Below are 21,979 nucleotides of genomic sequence, written 5' to 3'. Positions count from 1 at the left end.
GGGGAACGGATGTGCGGGATTCGGCACGTCGCCGTCAGGCGATGGCGTCGAGGTCCGGGGGGTCGAGGTCCGGGGGGCCGGTGCCGGCGGCCAGCCAGTCCTCGACGGCGGCGACGTGCACGGTGCTGGCACTGGCGGCCAGGACGGCGTCGTGGTCGACCAGGGCCCGCCAGATGGCCTCGTGTTCGCGGTGGGCCTGCTCGCGGGCAGAGGCGTTGTGCGTACCGCGCACGATGCGCAGCCGCTGGGTGTGGGTGGAGAGGATGCCGAGCAGGGTGGACAGCACGGGGTTGCCGACGGCATCGGCGATGGTGCGGTGGAACTCGATGTCGAGCTCGATGAACTCCTCGATGCCGGCAGCCGCGGCGCTCTGGTCGAGGACGGCCCGCAGCGTTCGCAGGTGGTCGTCGGTGAGCAGGCCGGCGGCGAGGGCGGTGACCTGCGGCTCCAGCAGGCGCCGCACCTGGAGGAGTTGCCGGGCCGTGTGCCCGTGGGAGACGTCGGAGGCGAAGGCCATGGCTTCCAGCAGGAGGTGTGGCTCCAGGCCGGAGACGTAGGTGCCGTCGCCCTGCCGGGGGACGAGGATCCGCATCGCGGTGAGCGCCCGGACGGCCTCGCGCAGCGAGTTGCGGGACAGCCCGAGCTGGTCGGCGAGGTCGGCCTCGTTGGGGAGTCGCGCGCCGGGCAGCAGGGCGCCGGAGACGATCATTTCCTTGATCTTCTCGATGGCCTGGTCGGTCACCGCCATGGTGTTCGCCTCCTGCGTGCGGGCATGGGAGTGCTGGTCGGTCGAGGGGGCGGGGCAGGGGAGGCCGAAGCGGCGCGACCGGTTCCCGCGGAGCTGGTCGCGTCGCTTCGGTGGCTCTCGGGCCGGGGGACCCCGTCACTCCTGTTTCTCGCCCGAGGCGAAGCGGGAGATGATCAGCGCGACGATGATGATCGCGCCGTTGAGGAACTGGTTCCACAGCGGCGGCACGCCCGCGAGGGTCATGACGTTGACCACGAGCTGGAGGGTCAGCACACCGGTCAGGGCGCCGAAGAGGGTGCCGCGGCCGCCGTTGAGGCTGACGCCGCCGATGACGGTGGCGGCGAAGACCTGGAAGATCCACCCGTTGCCCTGGTCGGCGGAGATGGAGCCGTAGTGGCCGGTGTAGAGGACGCCGGCGAAGGCGGCCAGCAGGCCGCCGAGGATCAGCACGGTCCAGGTGATCCGGTCGACCCGGATGCCGGCGGCGCGGGCGGCCTCGGAGTTGCCGCCGATCGCGTACAGGGCGCGGCCGTGGCGGAGCCAGGCGAGGGCACAGCCGCCGGCCAGGAAGAGCAGGGCGCAGATCCAGATCGCCGCGGGGACGCCGAGCCAGCTGGTGCTGCCGAGGTAGGTGAAGGAGCCGGGCAGGTTGACGATCGACTGGCCCTGGGAGATCGCGACCTGGAGGCCGCGGAGCAGGGTGAGCGCGCCGAGGGTGACGATGAAGCCGTTGAGGCGCAGCTTGAGGATCAGGAACCCGTTGATCGCCCCGATCAGCGCGCCGACGGCCAGGCACAGCGGGATGGCCGTCCAGGAGGGCAGGAGCCCGAGGCCGTTGAAGCGCGCGCCGTGGTCGGGGAGGACCAGCCAGACGGCGATGACGGGGGCCACGCCGATCGTGGATTCCAGGGACAGGTCCATCCGGCCGACGATCAGGATCAGCGCCTCGGCCAGCACCAGCAGGCTCAGTTCGGTGGCCTGCTGGCCGACGCCCAGGAGGTTGTCGGAGGTGAGGAAGGCGGGTGAGACGACGAAGCCGATGACGCCGAGGACGAGCAGGACCGGTACGAGCGACAGGTCGCGGTAGCGGGCGAGGTCGAAGCGCCGGCCGGCCGGTGCGGTGCCGGCGGTGGCCGCGCGCGGGCTGACCTCAGTGGTGGGAGACATTGCGTTCCTTCGTGTCGGTCGGGCCGGACATGCCCTCCATGGCTGCGACCAGCTGTTCGTCGCTCCAGCCGTGCTCGAACTCGGCGACGACGCGGCCGTGGAACATGGCCAGGACGCGGTCGCAGACCCGCAGGTCGTCGAGTTCGTCGGACACGATCAGAGCGCTCCTCCCGGCGTCGGCGACCTCGCGGACGGTGCCGAGCAGGGACTCCTTGGACTTGACGTCGACGCCGTTGGTGGGCCGGATGGCCACCAGGACGTGCGGCTCGGTGGCCAGGGCCCGCGCGATGACCACCTTCTGCTGGTTGCCGCCGGACAGCGCGGACACCGGGGCCGAGGGGCCGGGTGTCTTGATGTCGAGGTCGCCGATCATCCGTTCGGCGAAGGCCCGGGTACGGGAGGGCAGCACCGTGCCGAAGGGCCCGAGCTGGTCGGTGACGGTCAGGGTGGCGTTCTCGGCGACACTGCGCTGCGGGATGAGGCCCTGGATGTGCCGGTCCTCGGGCACGAACCCGATGCCGGCCGCGAGAGCGGCGGGAACGCGCCCGGTGCGCACCGGGCGGCCCGCGACGGTGATCGTGCCGGCCTGCGGGCGGTGCAGACCGGCGATGGTCTCGCCGAGCCGGACGTTGCCGCTGGCGGCCGCGCCGGCCAGGCCCACGACCTCGCCGGCGTGCGCGGTCAGGGAGAAGTCCTGGTAGGCGCCGGCCAGGCTCAGGCCCGAGACGTCCAGCAGCGGGGCACCGTCGGGGCGCGTCCGGCCGGTCACCGACCAGGCGGGCCCGCTGTCCCGGGAGCTCTCGCCGGTCATCGCCTCCACCAGGGCCTGCTGGTCGAGTTCGGCGACTGGCGCGGTGATGATGTGCCGGGCGTCGCGGTAGACCGTGACGGTGGTGCAGAGGTCGTAGACCTCCTGCAGGTGATGGGAGATGAACAGGAAGGCGACGCCCTGTTCCTGCAGTGAGCGCAGCTTGTCGAAGAGCCGCTCGATGCCGCGCGCGTCGAGCTTGGCGGTGGGCTCGTCCAGGATGATGAAGCGGGCCCCGAAGGACAGCGCCCGGGCGATCTCGACGAACTGGCGCTGCTCGACACTCAGGTCCTCGGCGCGCGCGGTCGGGGCGACGTCCACGCCGTACTCGGCGAGCAACTCGGTAGCGCGGCCGCGCAGCTGTTTCCAGCTGATCGGGCGCAGGGCGCCTTTGCTCTGCCTGTCCAGGAAGAGGTTCTCGGCGACGGTCAGCGCGGGGATGATGGTGGAGCGCTGGTAGACGCAGGCGACCCTGGACCGCCAGGCGTCGGTGTCACCGGGGGCCGGGGCCTGCTCGCCGTCGAAGCGCAGGGTGCCGGTGTCGGGGTTCTGCAGGCCGGTGAGGATCGACACGAGCGTGGACTTGCCCGCGCCGTTGCGCCCTACCAGGGCGTGCGACTCGCCGGGCGCGACCGAGATGCGGGCGTCGCTGAGGGCGACGGTGGCGCCGAAGCGCTTGCTGATCCCGTCGGCCTCGACGACGGGGCCCCGGACGGGGCTGGGGTCCGCCATGGCGGGGACGTCCTTTCCGCAGGATCCGTGCGTGGCGGCCCGGGAAGGGGGGTCCGGGCCGCCACGCACGAGGGGTCGGTGGGCTACTTGCCTACGCCGTTGCCCCAGAGGGACTTGTCGTCGACGTTCTCCTTGGTGACCAGGGGAGCGGGGAGCTGGTCCTCCAGGCCGTTGGGCAGGGAGATGATGGTCGACTGGTGGTCGGTGGCACCGGGTTGGAAGGTCTTGCCCTCGGCCGCGGCCTGCGCGTAGAACAGCGCGTACTTGGCGTAGAGGTCGGCGGGCTGGGAGACGGTCGCGTCGATGTCGCCCTTGCGGATCGCGTCGAACTCCTGCGGGATGCCGTCGTTGGAGACGATGGCGATGTGACCGGGCTGGCCGGCGGGCTTGAGCAGGCCCTTCTGCTGGAGCAGGGCGATGGTGGGCTGCAGGAAGACACCGCCGGCCTGCAGGTAGACGCCGCCCAGGTCCGGGTTGGCGGCGAGGGTGGACTGGAGCTTGGCGGAGGCGACGTCGCCCTTCCAGTCGGTGGCCAGCTCGATCACCAGGATGTCGGGGAACTTCTCCTTCATGCAGGCGGCGAAGGCCTCGGAGCGGTCGCGGCCGTTGACGGAGCTCAGCGCGCCCTGGAGTTCGGCGACCTTGCCCTTGCCGCCGAGCTGCTGGCCGAGGAACTCACAGGCCTTGGTGCCGTACGCCTTGTTGTCGGCGCGCACCACCATGTAGACGTTCCCCTTGTCGGGGCGGGTGTCGATGCTGACCACGGGGATCTTCTTGGCGGTCAGCTGGTCGAGGGTGGAGGCGATCGCGCCGGTGTCCTGCGGGGCCATGACGACGGCCTTGGCGCCGGTGTTCTGGAAGACCTGGACGTTGGCGACCAGCTTGGTGACGTCGTTCTGCGAGTTGCTCACCGGCAGGGTGTTGAGGCCCTGGGCGGAGGCGTCCTGCTTGATGTACTGCGCGTAGGAGTTCCAGAAGTCGGAGTCCGCACGCGGCAGGTCGATCCCGAGCGCCGGCTTGCCGCCGGCGGCGGAGTCCGTCGTGCTGCCGCGGTTGCAGGCCGTGGCGGCCCCCGCCAGGACGACTACGGCGGCGGCCGTGGCCGCGATTCTGGAGGAGCGAGGCTTCATGGTGCTGATCTCCTTGGCTGGGATGTCCGGGCTCCCCTGCGAGGGTGGGGAGCCGGTGTGGCGGGAGGCGGAGAGGCCTGTCCCCCCGGGAGGTGAAGCGGGGGTGGTTGAGCCGGACCTCCCCTCCCGGCCGTCATCCAGGAGGGAGGCCATGGATGCGGCGGGTCGTGGCAGGCGCGCTGGATCGTGCTCCCCGCAGTCATCGGATGGCTTGCGATCACGAGGACCATACGAGCTTGGCACGTGACTGACAATAGGGAAACCTCGGGCGAATCTCAACCGTAACGTCCGGGCCTCCATGTCGGATGATAACGAGCTGTCATCTCCTCTCTGAGCTGGAGATTTGATGAACAGTTAGGAGATGTTCGGCTCCTGACCCCGGCGGGCGCCGACAGACATCGGAGGACTTCTTGCGGTGCGTGGCCGACACTCGTATGGTCAGGGCGTCGAGGATTCATCCGATGTGTCGGCCCGGTGAAGAACCCCGGCCCGCAGACCTATGACAGGAGCCATGGCATGAAGCTCATGCGGATCGGACCGGCGGGAGAAGAGGCTCCGGCAGCCCTCGGCGACGACGGCCGGGTCTTCGCGCTCTCGGGCCTGACCGGTGACATCGACGGGGCGTTCCTCGCCTCGGACGGGATCGACCGCGTTCGCGCCGCCCTGGCCGCCGGAGAGCTCCCTCCGATCGACCCGGTCGGCCTGCGGATCGGCGCCCCCGTCGCCCGGCCGGGCAAGGTCGTCTGCATCGGCCTCAACTACCGCGACCACGCCGAGGAGACCGGCGCTGCCGTCCCCGCCCGGCCGGTGGTCTTCATGAAGGACCCGTCCGCCGTGGTCGGTCCCTGTGACCAGGTGCTGATCCCGCGCGGCTCGGCCAAGACCGACTGGGAGGTCGAACTCGCGGTCGTGATCGGCCGCGAGGCCCGCTACCTGGACTCGCCCCGACAGGCCCTCGCCCATGTCGCGGGCTACGCGATCAGCAACGACGTGTCCGAGCGGGAGTTCCAGCTCGAGTACTCCGGGCAGTGGGACCTCGGCAAGTCCTGTGAGACCTTCAACCCGCTCGGCCCCTGGCTGGTCACCCCGGACGAGGCCGGCGACGTGCAGGCCCTCGGCCTTCGTCTGGCCGTCAACGGCGAGCAGCGGCAGAGCGGCAGCACCGAGAATATGATCTTCGACGTCCCGTACCTGGTCTGGTACCTCAGCCAGTACATGGTGCTGCGGCCCGGAGACGTCATCAACACCGGCACCCCGGCCGGCGTGGCCCTGGGGCTGCCCGGCACCCCCTACCTGCGCGCGGGCGACACCGTCGAACTGGCCATCGACGGCCTCGGCACCCAGCGCCAGACCTTCTCCAACGCCTGAAAGGCACCACGTTGTCCGCAACCACAGCGCGGATCACCGCCGTCGACACCTACGACATCCGCTTCCCCACCTCGCGGGAGCTGGACGGGTCCGACGCCATGAATCCCGACCCCGACTACTCCGCCGCCTACGTCGTCCTGCGCGCCTCCGCGGGCGGCCATGAGGGCCACGGGTTCACCTTCACCATCGGTCGCGGCAACGACGTCCAGGTCGCCGCCATCGACGCGCTGCGCCCGCACGTCGTCGGACGGTCCGTCGCCCAGCTGTGCGCCGACCCCGGCTCCCTGTACCGCGACCTGATCGGTGACAGCCAGCTGCGCTGGCTCGGACCCGAGAAGGGCGTGATGCACATGGCGATCGGAGCCGTCGTCAACGCCGTCTGGGACCTCGCCGCCAAGCGTGAGGGCAAGCCGCTGTGGCAGCTGCTGGCCGACGCCGACCCCGCATGGCTGGTGTCCCAGGTCGACTTCCGCTACATCGCCGACGCGCTGACGCCTGATGAGGCCCTCGAACTGCTGCGCAAGGGCAGACAGGGCGCACCCGGGCGGGCCGCCGAACTCCTGCGCCGCGGCTACCCCGCCTACACCACCTCGCCCGGCTGGCTCGGCTACAGCGACGAGAAGCTCACCCGCCTCGCCAAGGAGGCGGTGGCCGACGGCTTCACCCAGATCAAGCTGAAGGTCGGCGCGGACCTGGAGGACGACATCCGCCGCTGCCGCGCCGCCCGCGAGGCCGTCGGTCCGGACATCCGGATGGCGATCGACGCCAACCAGCGCTGGAACGTCGCCGAGGCGATCGAGTGGACGAACCAGCTCGCCGAGTTCGACCCCTACTGGATCGAGGAGCCGACCAGCCCGGACGACGTGCTCGGCCACGCCACCGTCCGGCGCGGTGTCCACCCCGTCAAGGTCGCCACCGGCGAGCACGTGCAGAACCGCATCGTCTTCAAACAGCTGCTCCAGGCCGGCGCCATCGACGTCCTCCAACTGGACTCGGCCCGGGTGGCCGGCGTGAACGAGAACCTCGCCATCCTGCTGCTCGCCGCCAGGTTCGGCGTCCCCGTGTGCCCGCACGCCGGCGGCGTGGGCCTGTGCGAACTCGTCCAGCACCTGTCGATGTTCGACTACGTCGCGCTCTCCGGCACCACCGAGGACCGCGTCATCGAGTACGTCGACCACCTCCACCAGCACTTCCTCGACCCCGTGGTCATCGACGGCGGCCGCTACCGGGCACCCACCGTGCCCGGGTTCTCCGCCACCATGCACCAGGCCGCCATCGACACCTACACCTACCCCGACGGCACGTTCTGGGCAGCCGACCTGGCCGGCGGCGACAAGGAGGAGCGCTCATGACGACCGACCTCGACGGGCTCACCGCCCTGGTCACCGGCGGTGCCTCCGGCATCGGACTGGCCACCGCCCGGTTGCTCGGCGCACGCGGAGCGGACGTCGCCGTCCTCGACCTCGACCCGAGCGGCGTCCGCGCCCCGCTGCGCGGCTTCACCGCCGACGTCGCCGATGACCGCTCCGTACGCGAGGCCGTCCAGGCGGCGGCCGAGGCGCTCGGCGGGATCGACATCCTGGTCAACAACGCCGGCATCGGCGCCGCCGGAACCGTGGAGGACAACTCGGACGAGCAGTGGCACCACGTCCTGGACGTCAACGTGCTCGGCATCGTCCGCACCACCCGCGCCGCCCTGCCCCACCTGCGCCGCTCCGCCTCCGCCTCGGTGGTCAACACCTGCTCCATCGCCGCCACGGCCGGACTGCCCCAGCGCGCGCTGTACTCGGCGAGCAAGGGCGCCGTCCACTCGCTCACCCTGGCCATGGCAGCCGACCACGTCCGCGAAGGCATCCGGGTCAACTGCGTCAACCCGGGCACCGTCGACACCCCGTGGGTCGGCCGGCTGCTCGACGCGGCCGACGACCCGGCCGCCGAGCGCTCCGCACTGAACGCCCGCCAGCCCACCGGCCGACTGGTCACCGCCGAGGAGGTCGCCGCCGCCATCGCCTACCTCGCCTCCCCGGCCGCCGCCAGCGTCACGGGCACCGCGCTCGCCGTCGACGGCGGCATGGCCGGCCTGCGCCTGCGACCGGAGCCACGCCCGTGAAGCCGCGCCACCACCCCCTCGGCCGCAGCAGGGCCCAGGTGACCGAACTCGCCTTCGGCGCCGCCGGCATCGGCAACCTGTTCGCCCCGGTCACCGACGAGCAGGCCGAACAGGCCGTCACCGCCGCCTGGGAGTCCGGCGTACGGTACTTCGACACCGCCCCGCACTACGGTCTGGGCCTGTCCGAGCGGCGGCTCGGCGCCGCCCTGCGCGCGTTCCCCCGGGACCAGTACACGATCTCCACAAAGGTCGGACGCCTGCTGGAACCGGCCCCCTCCGGCGACGGCGACGACCTGGCCAACGGCTTCGCCGTGCCCGCCACCCACCACCGCGTCTGGGACTTCAGCGCCCGGGGCGTGCGCCGCTCCATCGAGGACAGCCTGGACCGGCTCGGCCTCGACCGGATCGACATCGCGTACCTGCACGACCCCGACGACCACGCCGAACAGGCACTCACCGAGGCCTACCCGGAACTCGAACGCCTGCGCGCCGAAGGCGTCCTGGGAGCGATCGGCGTCGGCATGAACCAGGCCGGGCTGCCCGCCCGGTTCATCCGCGAGACCGACCTCGACGCCGTCCTGCTCGCCGGCCGCTACAGCCTCCTCGACCAGCAAGGCCTTGCGGAACTGCTGCCCCTGGCCCACCGGCGCGGCGTCGGCGTCGTGATCGGCGGCGTCTTCAACTCCGGCCTGCTCGCCGACCCGCGGCCCGGCGCCACCTTCGACTACACCGCGGCCCCCGCAGACCTGCTCACCAGGGCCACCGACCTCAAGGTCGTCTGCGAGCGGCACGGCGTCCCGCTGCGCGCCGCCGCCCTGAAGTTCCCGTTCGGGCATCCGGCGGTGGCGAGCGTGCTGGTCGGCACCCGCAGCGCCGGCGAGGCCCGGGACGCCGCCGCCATGCTCGACCACCCCGTTCCGGCGGCGCTCTGGGCCGAGCTCAAGCACCGCGGACTGCTTCCCACGGACGTCCCGACCCCCGGGGAGGTGAGCTGATGCGCATCGCCCTGTTCATCACCTGCTTCAACGACACCCTCTTCCCCGACACCGGCCGCGCGGTGGTGACGGTGCTGGAGCGGCTCGGCCACCGTGTCGAGTTCCCCCAGGAACAGACCTGCTGCGGCCAGATGCACTTCAATACCGGCTACCGCCCCGACGCCGTCCCGCTGGTGACCCGCTTCGTCCGGGCCTTCGCCGACTACGACGCCGTGGTCACGCCGTCCGCCTCCTGCGCCGGGATGGTCCGTGACAACCACCCCCTGCTCGCCGAACGGCACGGCACCGCCTCGCTCCTCCGACAGGTCACCGAACTGGTGCCCCGGGTGCACGAGCTCACCGAGTTCCTGACCGACGTGCTCGGCGTCACGGACGTCGGTGCCCGCTTCCCGCACCGGGTCGCCTACCACCCCACCTGCCACTCCCTGCGCGGCCTGCGTCTCGGCGACCGCCCGGACCGGCTGCTGCGCGCCGTCGAGGACATCGACCTGGTCGACCTGCCCGCGGCCGACTCCTGCTGCGGCTTCGGCGGCACCTTCGCCGTGAAGAACGCCGACACCTCCGCCGCGATGCTCGCCGACAAGAACGCCGCCGTCCTGGACAGCGGAGCCGAGGTCCTGTGCGCCGCCGACAACTCCTGCCTGATGCACATCGGCGGCGGACTGTCCCGCCGGGGCGCGACCGTGCGGACCCTGCACCTGGCCGAGATCCTCGCCGCCACCGAAGGAACCGCACGATGAGCAAGCCCGGCGGCCGTGGCGTCGTCTGGCTCGGTTCCCCGTCCTTTCCCGACGCCGCCCGCGAGGCGCTCGGCAACACCCGGCTGCGCGCCAATCTGAAACGCGCCACCACCACCATCCGCGACAAGCGGCTGGCCGTCGCCTCCGAGTTGGACGACTGGGAGCACCTGCGGGACGCTGCCGCCGCGATCAAGAACCGCACCTCACGCCACCTCGACCGCTACCTCGTCCAGTTGGAGGCCGCCGTCACCGCCGCGGGCGGCACCGTGCACTGGGCCTCGGACGCCGCCGAGGCCAACCGCATCGTCACCGAACTCGTGCGGGCCACCGGCGAACGCGAGGTCGTGAAGATCAAGTCCATGGCGACCCAGGAGATCGGCCTCAACGAGGCCCTCGCCGAAGCCGGCATCACCGCCTACGAGACGGACCTCGCCGAACTCATCGTCCAACTCGGCGACGACCGCCCCTCCCACATCCTCGTCCCCGCGATCCACCGCAACCGGACCGAGATCCGCGACCTCTTCCTCGCCGAAATGGCCCACTGGGGGAAGCCCGCACCGGAGAACCTCGGCGACGACCCGCGTGAACTCGCCGAAGCCGCCCGCCTGCACCTGAGGGAGAAGTTCCTCACCGCCAAGGTGGCCGTCTCGGGCGCCAACTTCGCCGTCGCCGACACCGGCACGGTCGTCGTCGTGGAGTCCGAGGGCAACGGCCGGATGTGCCTCACCCTGCCCGAAACCCTCATCACCGTCATGGGCATCGAGAAGACCGTCCCGACCTGGCAGGACCTGGAGGTCTTCCTCCAGTTGCTGCCCCGCTCCTCCACCGGTGAGCGGATGAACCCCTACACCTCCACCTGGACCGGCACCACCGACGGCGACGGCCCCAGGGAGTTCCACCTGGTGCTGCTCGACAACGGCCGCACCGACACCCTCGCCGACGAGGTCGGACGGCAGGTACTCGGCTGCATCCGCTGCTCGGCCTGCCTCAACGTCTGCCCCGTCTTCGAGCGCACCGGCGGCCACGCCTACGGCTCGGTCTACCCAGGACCGATCGGCGCCGTCCTCACCCCGCAACTGGTCGGCGTGGAGAACGCGGCGTCCCTGCCGTTCGCCTCCACCCTGTGCGGCGCCTGCTACGACGCCTGCCCGGTGAAGATCAACATCCCGGAGGTGCTGGCCCACCTGCGGGCCAAGACCGTCGAGAGCAAGCCTCGGGGAGCCGAGGCGCTGGCCATGAAGGCCGCTGCCACCGTCCTCGACTCCCCGCGCCTGCTCTCCGCGGCCCAGAAGGCCGTCGCGCTCGGCGGCAGGGCCCTCGCCAGGGAGGGGCGGATCGGCCGGCTGCCGGGCCCGCTGCACGGCTGGTCCGACACCCGCGACACCCCCGCACCTCCGGCAGAGTCCTTCCGCACCTGGTGGCGCAAGAACAGGGAAGGTGAACGATGAGCAGCCGTGAGGCGGTTCTCGGCCGCATCCGGGCGGCGCTCGCCGACGTCCCCGCCGACGAACGGCCCGACGACGTCCCCGTACCCCGGACCTACCGCCGCAGCCACACCGAGCCGGGCGAGGACACCGTCGCCCTGTTCGCCGAGCGGGTCGCCGACTACCGCGCGGACGTCACCCGCACCGACCAGGCGGGCCTGCCGGCCGCCATCGCCGCCGCGCTCACCGCAGCCGGGGCGAGCAACCTGGCACTGCCCAGCGGCTTTCCCGTCGAGCTGCTGCCGCCCGGCGACTGGCAGTGGCACCCGGAACCGCTGGACGTCCAGGCCCTGAACGCCCTGGACGGCGCCTGCACCCTCGCCGCCGCCGGCATCGCCGTCACCGGGACCATCGTCCTCGACACCGGCCCGGGCCAGGGCCGCCGCGCCCTCACCCTCGTCCCCGACTACCATCTGTGCGTCATCCGCGCCGGACAGATCGCCGCCGACGTCCCCGACGCCCTCGCCCGCCTCGACCCCGCGCTGCCGCTGACCTTCATCTCGGGCCCTTCTGCCACCAGCGACATCGAACTCGACCGCGTCGAGGGCGTGCACGGCCCCCGCACCCTGCACGTCGTCATCGTCGACCACCCCACCCACCCGGAGCAGCCATGAGAGTCGCCCTGCACACCCGCCTCCGCCCGGACCGGATCGCCGAGTACGAGGTCGCCCACCGGGACGTGCCCGCCGAACTCGTCGCAGCCATCCGGGCTGCCGGCGCCACCTCGTGGACGATCTGGCGCAGCGGTTGCGAGCTGTTCCACCTGCTGGAGTGCGAGGACTACGCCCGGCTCCTCGCCGAACTGGAGCACCTCCCGGTCAACACCGCCTGGCAGGAGAGGATGGGCGAACTGCTCGACATCAGCCACGACTACTCGAACGCCGGCGCCGGGGCCGGGCTCCCGGCCGTGTGGGAACTGTGACCGGACGTCAGATCGTCGACGCGCACCACCACGTCTGGGACCTCGGCGCGCGGCCGCAGCCCTGGATCAGCGGCGAGGCCCTCGCTCCCCTGGCCCGCTCCTTCACCGCCGCCGACCTCGCCCCCGAAGCCGCGGCGGCCGGAGTGGTCGCCACGGTCGTCGTGCAGACCGTCTGCGTCCCCGAGGAGACCCCCGAACTGCTGGCGCTGGCCGACGGCAGCGACCTGATCGCCGGCGTCGTCGGCTGGACCGACCTCACCGCCCCCGGCGTTGCCGACGCGATCGCCACCCTGCGTGAACTCCCCGGCGGGGAACGGCTGGTGGGCATCAGGCACCAGGTCCAGGAGGAGCCCGACCCCGAGTGGCTGCTGCGCCCCGACGTCCAGCGCGGCCTGCTCGCCGTCGCCGAGGCCGGTCTCGCCTACGACCTCGTCGTCAAGCCGCACCAGCTGCCCGCCGCCGCCCTCGCGGCCGCCCGGCACACCGGCCTGACGTTCGTCCTCGACCACCTCGGCAAGCCCCCGATCGCCGACGGCGCGCTCGACCCCTGGGCAGCGGACCTGCGCCGCCTGGCCGCGCTGCCCAACACCGTGGGAAAGCTTTCCGGCCTGGTGACCGAGGCCGCCCCCGGCCGGTGGCGGACGGCGGACCTCAGGCCCTACGCCGACACCGCCCTGGAGGCCTTCGGCCCGGAACGGCTCCTCTTCGGTTCCGACTGGCCGGTGTGCACCCTGGAGGCCGGCTACGCCGAGGTCGCCCGGATCACCCGGCACCTCGCGGACGGGCTCAGCGCGGGGGAGGAGGACGCGGTGTTCCGGCACAACGCGGTCCGCGTGTACGGGCTCGGCGCCCCGTGCCAGCCCGCGGAGGGACGTGCCGGATGGTCTTGACCTGTCGCGATCAAGGCCAGCTCCGGGTGGGTGTCGGGGAGACTATGCTGCAGGGATCAGGACCAGGGAGGCATCGGCGTGCCAGTCACCGACTCGGCGATCGAGAAGATCAAAGCCATGATCGTCAGTGGTGAGCTGCGCCCCGGTTCGCGACTCCCCAAGGAGGCCGACCTGGCCGAGCGGCTCGGTCTGTCGCGCAACTCCCTGCGTGAGGCGGTGAAAGCTCTCTCGCTCATCCGGGTGCTCGACGTACGCCAGGGAGACGGCACGTACGTGACGAGTCTGGAGCCCAACCTGCTGCTGGACGCGCTGGGCTTCGTCGTCGACTTCCACCAGGACGACTCGGTGCTGGAGTTCCTGGAGGTCCGCCGCATCCTGGAGCCCGCCGCCGCGGCCATGGCCGCCCGAGTGATGCCGGACGAGGACATCGCCGCGCTCGGAGAGGTCCTGGAGAGCCTGCGTGACGACGCCCCCCTGCAAGAGCTGATCGACAACGACCTGGAGTTCCACCACAGGATCGCGGCCGGTTCGGGCAACACCGTCCTGTGCTCGCTCGTCGACGGTCTGTCCGGCCCGACCGCCCGGGCGAGGATCTGGCGCGGGCTGACCGAGGAAGGCGCGGTCGAGCGGACCCGCCAGCAGCACCGCGCCATCCTCGACGCCATCGCCCACCGCCGCCCCGACGTCGCGCACGCCTGGGCGACGGTGCACGTGGCAGGCGTCGAGCAGTGGCTGCGGGACACCCTCGGCGCAGCCGGATCCTTGCTCGGCTGACCCGGGGCGGGTGCTTCAAGGGGCGCGGCCTCCGCGGGCCGCCCAGACCGCGTCCGCCCTACAGGCCGGTGCTGAGTCCGGTGAGTCCCTGGAGGACGTCGAAGCTGAGGGTGGCGGAGAAGAGCTGTTCCCCGGTGGCGAGCGGACTGGTGCCGAACTCCTGGGAGAGGGCGTTCGCGGCCGGCGCGGCCAGGTTGACGGGGGTGTTCTCGGCGCTGACCTTGGTCAGGGAGAGCCTGATGCCCTCGTCGGTGACGGTGAGCGTGTCGATGCGCCGGCCGAGGTGCTCGGTGGTGATGACGCTGGTGCGGTCGAGCTTCATCGCCAGCTCCAGGTTTGCGAACTCGGAGCGCTGCCCGTCGCGTTGGAAGGCGAAGCCGCCTCGGGCCCGGCCGGTGAGGCCGGACAGGTCGGTGTTGATCTCGCCGCTGTCGAGCATCGAGTGCATGCACTGGTGGCCGTTCAGGGTGACCAGTGTCGCGGGTGCGACCGCGTCGAAGGTGACGCCGGCGTCGGAGAGGGCCTTGGCGGCGGTATCGGTCAGGCAGTAGTCGAAGGGCGTCCCGCCGCGCAGTTGGAGCGGCGGGAGCAGCGCACCGGGCGCCTGGGCCGAGGCCGAGGAGGGGGCCAGCGCCGCGAACGCCAGGACGGCGACGGCGGCAAGGCGCACGGGGGACTTCTTCACAGCGCACTCCAGAGTCAGGGGCCGGCCACGGCGGCCGACACGCGGATACGCCCGTCCAACGCACAGGCGACGGCGTCGGCACGCCCGGCAGATCCGGATCACCCGAAGAGCGCCGCGGCAGACCGCCCGGACACCTTCCGGCGATGGCCCACCCGCCGTGCGAACCGGTGGCGGCCGGGCGGCGGTGCGCAACGTCTGCGCCTGCCGGGTCTGGTGGGCAGTCCATTGGCGAGGCGACGGTACCGACCAGTGAGATGGCGTTCTCCACTACGGCCTACTCCCGGTCCGCGCCGAGTCCGTAGGGGGTCGCCTCCAACTCCGTGACCAGGTTCCCCAGGAGCGGCAGCGGACTGTCGCGGAACTGGAGGTGGACGGTGGCGACGGGCCCCTGGGCCGTGGGAGGGCTGAGCTGCGCGCCACGTCCTCGTCCTTGAGCCTGTGGGTGCGTACCGTGCCGGGCTTCCATTCGTCGCCCGCGTCCAGGCAGAACCATCCGTCCGGGTAGGGCGGGGCCTGTGGGCGGGAACGGGGGAGAGGGTGCGGGAACCTCCCACCCGCGGCCGGGCCAGGTGAATCGTCGCGGTGGAGGGCGTGGACTTCTCGATCGGCGAGGGCCTGAGCCCGGCTGTCGTCGACGCGGTGCCGCGCGTCGTCGCCGAGGTCCGCCGGGCGGTGGAGGGCACCGGGCGGGGGCGTCATGACACCGAACCGCGGACGGTCGAGGCCTGCGGCTCGCGAGCAGCAGCCGCCCGCCGTCACCGAAACCGAGCGCACCTGATCGGGCGGGGTGCCTCCCCGCGCCCGGTCGGCCCATCCGCCCGCCGCTCCTCTTCCCCCGGGGCGCCGCCGGCGTCCGGAGTACGGTGGAAGAGCCACTGTCCGCGGCCCGCGGGTTCGGTCCGTGGTGCCCCGGCGACAGCGTCAGGCCGAGCCAGGCGAGCCAAGGGCAGGTGTTCCGACATGACCGCAACCTCCGAGCCCGGCGGCGCCCGGGCGTCCCACCCGGAGCCGCCCGCGCGGCTCTCGCTGGTCCCCGAGGGCGTCGCCCCGGGGCGGCTGGGCGGGGCCTGGTGGCCCCGTTCCCACGACCTCCTTCGTGAACTCCCCCCGCTGGCGGCGACGCTGGCCCCGTCGTGGGGAGAGATCCTCCGCGTCACCGTGAACCCGGCGCACTGGCCGGTCATCCCCCGGCGCGTCCCGGTCACCGGCCATGTCATCCACGTCGGCTGGTTCGAACAGGAACAGGACGCGGAGGAGGTGGTGGTGTGCTCCTTCGTGCCCCGGCGACTGGACCTCCTGGTGATTCCCCCCGAGACCGAGGCCCCGACCGCCGAGTGGCTGATGACGGCGGCATGCGAACCGGCCAACACCCGCACCGCCACCGAGCTCCTGGCCGCCGCGGGCGCCCCGACGGAAGGCGCACGGACAGGCGGGTGACCACGGTCAGTGGCGGACGGCGCTCCGCTCCCGACCGGCCGACCCCTCCTGTGACGTCCCGCGATCGGCTCCCGCTCCGGACCGCTCGGGGCGGCACGCGTTCGCACCGCACTCAACGCGGTAGGCCTCGACCGAGGGTGTGAGCAGGCGGCGCCGACCGCGGAAGACCCCTGTCGGAGGAACGGCCATGACAGCAGCCGAAAGTGCAGGGCAGCGCACCACGGCCTGGGTGGTGGAGCGCCCCGGCCCGATGTGCTCGTCCCCGCTGCGCCGGGTGGAGCGGATGCTGGAACCGCCCGGACCCCAGGAGTTGTTGATCGAGGTCGGGGCCTGTGGAGTGTGCCGCACCGACCTGCACCTGGCCGAGGGCGACCTTCCGCCGCACCGGCCCGCCTGCACACCGGGGCACGAGATCGTCGGCCGGGTGCTGAGCACGGGCCGGGAGGTGCGGGACTTCTCTCCCGGCGACCGGGTCGGCGCGGCCTGGCTCGCGAGCACCTGCGGCGACTGCCGGTACTGCCGGGCCGGCCGCGAGAACCTCTGCCCGAACTCCCGGTACACCGGTTGGGACGTCCAGGGCGGCTACGCCGGACACACCCTCGTGGACGCCGGGTACGCCTACCCGCTCCCCGAGGGGCCGCCCGACGAGGACCTCGCCCCGCTGCTGTGCGCCGGCATCATCGGCTACCGCGCCCTGGAACGCGCGCAGCTGCCGCCCGGCGGACGGCTGGGCATCTACGGCCTCGGCGCCTCCGGGCACCTCACCGCGCAGCTCGCGCTCGCCCGGGGCGCCACCGTGCACGTCCTCACCCGGGCCGCGAGCGCCCGGCGCCTGGCCCTGGAGCTGGGCGCGTCCTCCGTCGGCGACGCCTACGGCACACCGCCCGAACCCCTCGACTCGGCGATCCTGTTCGCCCCGGTCGGCGACCTGGTGCCGGTCGCGCTCGCCGCGCTGGACCGCGGCGGCACGCTGGCGGTGGCCGGGATCCACCTCACCGACGTTCCCGCCCTCGACTACCAGCGGCACCTCTTCCAGGAGCGCAGTCTGCGCAGCGTCACCGCCAACACCCGTGAGGACGGTCTCGCCTACCTCGCGGAAGTCGCCCGGCACCACCCGGCGGTGCACGTGCAGCGCTACCCCATGAACCGTGCCGACGCCGCGCTGGCCGACCTCGCGGCGGACCGGATCACCGGAGCCGCCGTCCTCATCACGCAGTGAAGGCTCCGGCCCCGGGACTGGTAGGCCCGCAGGTCGAGGTGCCGCGTATTCAAGCGCGGTCGACATGACGGACACGAAGAGCCATGGCTCGGGCGCCGCGAGGGCTGCCGTCCACACCGACCACGACGTAGGGCGGGTCCTGGGTGACGTGCTCGGGATCGCGGACGGCCTCAACGCTACCGGCATCCGGGCAGCAGTAGTGAGGGCGCCGTCGGGGTCTGCTTGACGGGCTTTCAGGTCCGTTCGTTCGGCTGTTTCCTGCTCGGCGTGCTGCTCGTCCCCGAAGTGCTGCTCGTCCCCGGACTCGACGGGATCGGGGAAGTCGAGGCGTTCGTGGCTGCGCCGGGTGTTCCGGACCGCGCCGACGCCCTCCTCGCGGTGGCCGGGAGGATCGTGGCCAGGGTGAGGGCGGCAGCCAGCCAGGTGGTGGAGTGGAAGGCCTCGGTGAAGGCCCGGGCGGTTTCCGGGGAGGCGCCCGCGTCCAGCGGGGACGATGACGTGCCCGGGGGGAGGAGCAGTCGGTAGGCCACCGTGGTGACCGTGCCGAAGACGGCGATCCCCAGGCCGGCGCCGGCCTCGTAGGCGACGGACTCGATGCCCGCCGCCGCGCCTGCCAGGGAGGACGGCGCGGTGGTCATGATCAGGTTCGAGGCGACCATCTGGACCAGGCCGTGGCCGAACCCGATCAGGGCCAGCCCGAGCGGGGCCACCGTGCCGGAGGCGACCAGGACGTATCCGGTCGCCGCGAGCAGCAGGCCGGCGGGCACGCCCGCGCGCGGTTGTCCCAGGCGGGAGAGGAGCAGTCCGCCCACCGGCCCCGCGACCGTCGCGGCCAACGGCATCGGGATCAGGTACAGCGCGGCGGCCTCCGCCGACAGTCCCTTGGCGATCTGCAGGTACTGCACCAGTTGGAGTTCGAAGCCGACCATCACCAGCACCGGCAGTACCGAGGCCACCACTCCGGCGCGCAGCCCGGGCAGCCGGAACAGGGACAGGTCCAGCATCGGGTGCGGCATCCGCTGCTGCCGTCGCACGAACAGCACCAGCGCGGTCAGGCCCGCCGCCGCCGGCAGCACCACCTCCGGGATGCCGACGCCGTCGTGGGTGAAGGCGATGATGGCGTAGGCGCAGCCCAGGAACCCCACCATCGAGAGCAGGGGCGAGGTGGCCTCCCACGGTTGCCGCTCGGACTCGACCTCGTTGCGCAGCAGCAGTGCCACGGCGGGTACGGCCAGTGCCACGATCGGCAGGTTGACCAGGAAGATCGAGCCCCACCAGAAGTGCTGGAGCAGGAAGCCGCCGGCCACCGGTCCCAGCGCCGAGGCGCCGGCGGCGACCGCGCTCCACGCCCCGATGGCCACCGCGTGGTCGCGGCCGTCGCCGAAGGTCTGCCGGATCAGCGCCAGCGTGGCCGGGATGATCATCGACGCGCCGATCGCCAGCAGTGCCCGGGCGCCGATCAGGGCCGGCGGGTTCGGTGCCGCCGCGCACAGTGCCGAGGCCGCGCTGAAGACGGCCAGTCCGGCCAGCAGCAGCCGCTTGTGCCCGATCCGGTCGCCCAACGGCCCGCTGACCAGCACCAGTCCGACCATCAGGAGCGAGTACACGTCGACCGCCCACAGCAGTTCGGTCGGGGACGCCCGCAGTTCGTGGGCGAGGGTCGGGACGGTGATGGTGAGGATGGTGACGTCCACGGCGGCGGGCAGGAAGCACAGCAGCACCACGGTCAGCACCAGCCAGCGCCGGGCCGTCCCGACCACGGGCAGCGGGCTGCTCACCGGCCGAGGTCCAGAGCCGTCCTGGCTCTGTCGATCAGGTCGTGCAGCTCGGCGAGGCTGGGGGCGTAGAACATGCAGCTCAGTCTGCCAGTTTGAAGGTCCGTCAGCTCGGTCGGGACCACACCCCGGTCGGCGTGTCGGGGCGAGGCCACGAGCGGTCCGAGCAGGCGCAGCACTTCCGGCAGGTACAGCCCGGTCGGAAGGCCGTAGAAGTCGTAGTTGCCGACCGCGTGGGTGTCGAGGTAGCCGGGGCCGATGAGGTGCTCGCCGAATTCGTGCACGTGGCTCGACCCGGTGCGGCGGGCGTTGAGGTCGTGCAGGTAGACGACGCCGTCGCGGGCGATCGCGTCGATGCCGAAGCGCCCGCGGTAGCCGCGCCGTTGCATCTCCTCGGCCAGCCGGAGCCCGCCCTCGGTCAGCGGGCGGTACCACCATGCGCGGCGCAGCTCGCGCGCGGTGACGTTGCCGCGCAGGTGCGTGGCGCCCTCGAACAGCATGTCGGTCGTGTAGCAGAGGTGGGGCGGGGCGTCCGCGGGCACCATGTACTCCACGGACGGGAAGGTGATGTCGCCGTCGAGGAACTCCTCGACGACCACCGGGTCCTCGTCGTAGAAGGTGCTCCCGGCCAGGCGTTCGGCGATGTCGTCGTCGCCGGGCCGGAAGATCAGCAGGCCGAGGCTCGCCTCGCCGCGGTCCGCCTTGACGATGCACGGTGTGCCGGTCGCGAGCATGTCCCGGACCGCGGCCGGCACGTCCTGTTTCCCGGCGCAGTGCGTACCGGGCGGGATGCGGCAGGGTCCGTCGGTCATGCCGAGGTCGGCGGCCAGGTCGCGCAGGCCGGTCTTGGTGTCCAGCAGGTCCCGGAGGGCCTGCTGCGGCGGGCTCTCCGGCAGTTCGGTCACCACGTCGTACCGGGTGCGCAGGGCCTCGGTGAACCGCCACAGGTCGGCGGTGGTGGTGTGCGGGATCAGCCGGAGTCTGCGGCCCGGTCCGGCGTGGGCGGCCACGGCGGCCATCAGCTCGGGATCGGCGAGCATGTCGGCGAACAGCGAGCCGGTGCGGCCCGCCGGGCTGAGGTTCACCACACCGTCGATCTCCAGGAACTTCCGCTGCCAGTCCAGGTCTCCGATCGGCTCGTAGGTGATGAGCATCTTGTCCAGCGGCCCCCAGAACAGCGCCTGGTCCTGCTGGGCGTAGCACTCCGAGAGCAGCTCGTCGACGTCGTCGGCGCGGACGGCGAAGTCGCGCAGGGTGTCGACGGCGTTGCTCACGCAGAGGGTGGGTACGGTCAAGGCTTCTCCTCGTGCAGATCGTGCAGAAGTCCGTCGCCCCGGGACACCAGGTCGACCGCGGCCGCGACCACGTGCCAGAAGAGTTCCTTGCCCAGGGCGACGGTGGCGCCCGAAGTGCTGGACAGGACGCCTTGGTTGGTCGTGCGGTTCACGTCGGCGGGGTGCAGGTAGATCCCCGGGCGGGGTGGGTCGGCGTGGTCGGGCCGGGCGGCCGAGACCAGGTCCGGGCGGAGGTAGAGCATCAGGCTGGTCTCGGTGATCCCCGCGTGCTCGGCGTGCCACCCCGGAAAGAGCGGCACCCGCCCGGCCAGCCAGTCCTGGTCGACCAGGCTCCACCAGCTCAGCGCGATGAACTCCTTGCCCGCGGCCGCCGGCCGTCGGCCCACCTCGTCGAGGGCCTCGAAGAGGAACGGCTCGTTCTCGAAGTGGCCGTTGACGACCAGCAGTCGGCGCCAGGGCAGGGCGCACAACGACTCCAGCACGTCCTCCAGGAAGGCCAGCAGGGACCGACCGCGCACGTAGACGGTGCCGGGGAAGGCCAGGCCGCCGCCGCTCTGCGGCAGCGACCGCGCCGCGATGGACTGCGCCGGCAGGGTCAGGGCGTTCAGCTCGTAGGCGATCTGCCGGGCGAACGCGTCGGCGAGCACGGTGTCCACGGACAGCGGCAGGTGCGGACCGTGCTGTTCGGTGGCCCCCACCGGCCACACCACGGTCCGCCCGGCGGTGGCCGCCAGGACGTCGGCGCTGCTCAGGTCGCACAGCTGCGGCCCGGAGCTGCGGGGGGTCACGGTTGCACCTGCTCGGATCGGTCCGCTCCGGTGACGGGTGCGAGGCCGTGGCCGGTGTTCCCCGTTTCGGTGTTCCCCGTCCCGGTGGTCTCGGTCACGATCCGGGCGAGCGTGTGGTACATGTCGGTGTGCAGCGCGGTGTACACCTGGGCCGCCACCGCGCCGACCGCCAGGTAGTCGTGCACGTCCCGGCCCGACTGCACGCCGCCGGAGGCCAGCACGGGAAGGGCGAACCCGGCTCGGCGCAGCTTCCACAGGGAGGCCAGCACGAGCGGCTTGATGCCCGGTCCGGAGTAGCCGAACACGCCGCCGAGTTGGAGGTCGCCGGTCTCCGGGTGCACGGCGGCGGCGGGCAGGGTGTCGCTGATGGTCACCGCGTCGGCGCCGGCGCGGGCGGCGGCGAACGCCCGGGCGTGCAGGCCCTCCCCGCTGGCCAGCTTGACCGAGAACGGCACCCGTGTCGCAGCGCGGGTGGCCGCGGTGTAGGCGTGCACCCGCTCGGGAGTGTCGTCGAGGCCGTCCTCCTCGTTGAGGCAGGAGATGCCCAGTTCCAGCGCCGGGCAGCCCGTCGCCTCCACCCGGGCCGCCAACTCGGCGAGTTCCGCCGGGCTGTCGGCGTGCAGCGACGCGATGACCGGCAGCCCGTCCCGGGTCAGGTCGCGCAGGATGTGCACCCAGTGATCGACGGACCGTTTGGAGTAGGTGGTGCTGTTGATCATTCCGGTGGGCAGTCTGACGAGGCGCTCGTCCAGGCCGATCGGCGGGTTGGGGTGGATGGTCTTGGTGACCACCGCGCCCGCGCCGGCGTCCAGCAGCCTGCGGATGTTGCGTTCCTGGTCGGTGAGCAGGCCGGAGCCGACCACGACAGGGTTGGCCAGGTGCATTCCCAGCAGGTGGGTCGGGGCCGCCATG

General features: G+C 72.2%; 21 protein-coding genes. 12 read left to right on the top strand and 9 right to left on the bottom strand.

Features of this window, described 5'->3' with window-relative positions:
• Positions 1–34 precede the first annotated feature (34 nt).
• The 4 genes from ACIOGZ_RS36775 to ACIOGZ_RS36760 all read right to left on the bottom strand — a co-directional run bounded on the left by ACIOGZ_RS36775 (position 35) and on the right by ACIOGZ_RS36760 (position 4,585).
• A complete protein-coding gene (locus ACIOGZ_RS36775; protein ID WP_363581205.1) occupies positions 35–748 on the bottom strand; it encodes a FadR/GntR family transcriptional regulator in 714 nt (237 codons plus the stop codon).
• 135 nt (positions 749–883) lie between these two features.
• Positions 884–1,915, bottom strand: a complete 1,032-nt coding sequence (locus ACIOGZ_RS36770; protein ID WP_363581207.1) for an ABC transporter permease — start codon at positions 1,913–1,915, stop codon at positions 884–886.
• The gene (locus tag ACIOGZ_RS36765) at positions 1,899–3,455 is read right to left on the bottom strand and encodes a sugar ABC transporter ATP-binding protein (protein WP_363581209.1); all 1,557 of its coding nucleotides are present in this window, start codon (positions 3,453–3,455) and stop codon (positions 1,899–1,901) included. The genes ACIOGZ_RS36770 and ACIOGZ_RS36765 overlap by 17 nt, the downstream gene beginning before the upstream one ends.
• An 83-nt stretch (positions 3,456–3,538) precedes the next feature.
• On the bottom strand, positions 3,539–4,585 hold the full coding sequence (locus tag ACIOGZ_RS36760) for a sugar ABC transporter substrate-binding protein (protein WP_363581211.1): 1,047 nt from the start codon (positions 4,583–4,585) through the stop codon (positions 3,539–3,541).
• Positions 4,586–5,101: 516 nt separating this feature from the next.
• On the opposite strand from ACIOGZ_RS36760, the gene ACIOGZ_RS36755 reads away from it, so the two are divergent.
• The 10 genes from ACIOGZ_RS36755 (at position 5,102) to ACIOGZ_RS36710 (ending at position 13,868) form a co-directional block, all read left to right on the top strand.
• On the top strand, positions 5,102–5,953 hold the full coding sequence (locus tag ACIOGZ_RS36755; RefSeq protein WP_400989131.1) for a fumarylacetoacetate hydrolase family protein: 852 nt from the start codon (positions 5,102–5,104) through the stop codon (positions 5,951–5,953).
• Between the two features lie 11 nt (positions 5,954–5,964).
• Entirely contained in the window at positions 5,965–7,305 is a 1,341-nt protein-coding gene (locus ACIOGZ_RS36750; RefSeq protein ID WP_363581215.1) for an L-fuconate dehydratase, read from the top strand.
• Complete coding sequence (locus ACIOGZ_RS36745; RefSeq protein ID WP_363619843.1) at positions 7,302–8,063, top strand: SDR family oxidoreductase; 762 nt, start codon at positions 7,302–7,304, stop codon at positions 8,061–8,063. Before ACIOGZ_RS36750 ends, ACIOGZ_RS36745 begins: the two co-directional genes overlap by 4 nt.
• Positions 8,060–9,058: an aldo/keto reductase gene (locus ACIOGZ_RS36740; protein WP_400809269.1), complete on the top strand. Its 999-nt coding sequence runs from the start codon at positions 8,060–8,062 to the stop codon at positions 9,056–9,058. Before ACIOGZ_RS36745 ends, ACIOGZ_RS36740 begins: the two co-directional genes overlap by 4 nt.
• Positions 9,058–9,798: a (Fe-S)-binding protein gene (locus ACIOGZ_RS36735; protein WP_400989129.1), complete on the top strand. Its 741-nt coding sequence runs from the start codon at positions 9,058–9,060 to the stop codon at positions 9,796–9,798. Before ACIOGZ_RS36740 ends, ACIOGZ_RS36735 begins: the two co-directional genes overlap by 1 nt.
• Positions 9,795–11,246, top strand: coding sequence for a LutB/LldF family L-lactate oxidation iron-sulfur protein (locus ACIOGZ_RS36730; protein ID WP_363630795.1), 1,452 nt, complete (start codon positions 9,795–9,797; stop codon positions 11,244–11,246). The genes ACIOGZ_RS36735 and ACIOGZ_RS36730 overlap by 4 nt, the downstream gene beginning before the upstream one ends.
• Positions 11,243–11,896, top strand: a complete 654-nt coding sequence (locus ACIOGZ_RS36725) for a lactate utilization protein C (RefSeq protein WP_400809266.1) — start codon at positions 11,243–11,245, stop codon at positions 11,894–11,896. Before ACIOGZ_RS36730 ends, ACIOGZ_RS36725 begins: the two co-directional genes overlap by 4 nt.
• Positions 11,893–12,204: an L-rhamnose mutarotase gene (locus ACIOGZ_RS36720; RefSeq protein ID WP_400989128.1), complete on the top strand. Its 312-nt coding sequence runs from the start codon at positions 11,893–11,895 to the stop codon at positions 12,202–12,204. The genes ACIOGZ_RS36725 and ACIOGZ_RS36720 overlap by 4 nt, the downstream gene beginning before the upstream one ends.
• Entirely contained in the window at positions 12,201–13,094 is an 894-nt protein-coding gene (locus ACIOGZ_RS36715) for an amidohydrolase family protein (RefSeq protein ID WP_400989126.1), read from the top strand. The genes ACIOGZ_RS36720 and ACIOGZ_RS36715 overlap by 4 nt, the downstream gene beginning before the upstream one ends.
• Before the next feature lie 78 nt (positions 13,095–13,172).
• Entirely contained in the window at positions 13,173–13,868 is a 696-nt protein-coding gene (locus ACIOGZ_RS36710) for a FadR/GntR family transcriptional regulator (RefSeq protein WP_400989124.1), read from the top strand.
• A 58-nt stretch (positions 13,869–13,926) separates the two neighbouring features.
• Here the strand turns inward: ACIOGZ_RS36710 and ACIOGZ_RS36705 are convergent, their stop codons facing one another.
• Positions 13,927–14,553 carry a hypothetical protein gene (locus tag ACIOGZ_RS36705; RefSeq protein WP_363581233.1) on the bottom strand — a complete coding sequence of 209 codons (627 nt, stop codon included), beginning with the start codon at positions 14,551–14,553 and terminating at the stop codon, positions 13,927–13,929.
• A gap of 960 nt (positions 14,554–15,513) precedes the next feature.
• Here ACIOGZ_RS36705 and ACIOGZ_RS36700 point away from each other — a divergent pair.
• Positions 15,514–15,990: a DUF5994 family protein gene (locus tag ACIOGZ_RS36700; RefSeq protein ID WP_363581235.1), complete on the top strand. Its 477-nt coding sequence runs from the start codon at positions 15,514–15,516 to the stop codon at positions 15,988–15,990.
• Between the two features lie 187 nt (positions 15,991–16,177).
• Complete coding sequence (locus tag ACIOGZ_RS36695; RefSeq protein WP_363581237.1) at positions 16,178–17,209, top strand: zinc-dependent alcohol dehydrogenase family protein; 1,032 nt, start codon at positions 16,178–16,180, stop codon at positions 17,207–17,209.
• A gap of 233 nt (positions 17,210–17,442) precedes the next feature.
• Here ACIOGZ_RS36695 and ACIOGZ_RS36690 read toward each other — a convergent pair whose 3' ends face one another.
• Genes ACIOGZ_RS36690 through ACIOGZ_RS36675 form a run of 4 tightly spaced genes read right to left on the bottom strand, consistent with a single transcriptional unit; the run spans position 17,443 to position 21,978 of the window.
• A complete protein-coding gene (locus tag ACIOGZ_RS36690) occupies positions 17,443–18,987 on the bottom strand; it encodes an MFS transporter (RefSeq protein WP_363581239.1) in 1,545 nt (514 codons plus the stop codon).
• The gene (locus ACIOGZ_RS36685) at positions 18,984–20,279 is read right to left on the bottom strand and encodes a hypothetical protein (protein WP_363581241.1); all 1,296 of its coding nucleotides are present in this window, start codon (positions 20,277–20,279) and stop codon (positions 18,984–18,986) included. The genes ACIOGZ_RS36690 and ACIOGZ_RS36685 overlap by 4 nt, the downstream gene beginning before the upstream one ends.
• A complete protein-coding gene (locus ACIOGZ_RS36680; protein WP_363581243.1) occupies positions 20,276–21,067 on the bottom strand; it encodes a creatininase family protein in 792 nt (263 codons plus the stop codon). Before ACIOGZ_RS36680 ends, ACIOGZ_RS36685 begins: the two co-directional genes overlap by 4 nt.
• Complete coding sequence (locus tag ACIOGZ_RS36675) at positions 21,064–21,978, bottom strand: dihydroorotate dehydrogenase (RefSeq protein WP_363581245.1); 915 nt, start codon at positions 21,976–21,978, stop codon at positions 21,064–21,066. The genes ACIOGZ_RS36680 and ACIOGZ_RS36675 overlap by 4 nt, the downstream gene beginning before the upstream one ends.
• Position 21,979: the final 1 nt, after the last annotated feature.

Source organism: Kitasatospora sp. NPDC088160 (assembly GCF_044741445.1).
Taxonomy (GTDB): Bacteria; Actinomycetota; Actinomycetes; order Streptomycetales; family Streptomycetaceae; genus Kitasatospora.
This window is presented reverse-complemented; position numbering and strand designations above follow the sequence as displayed.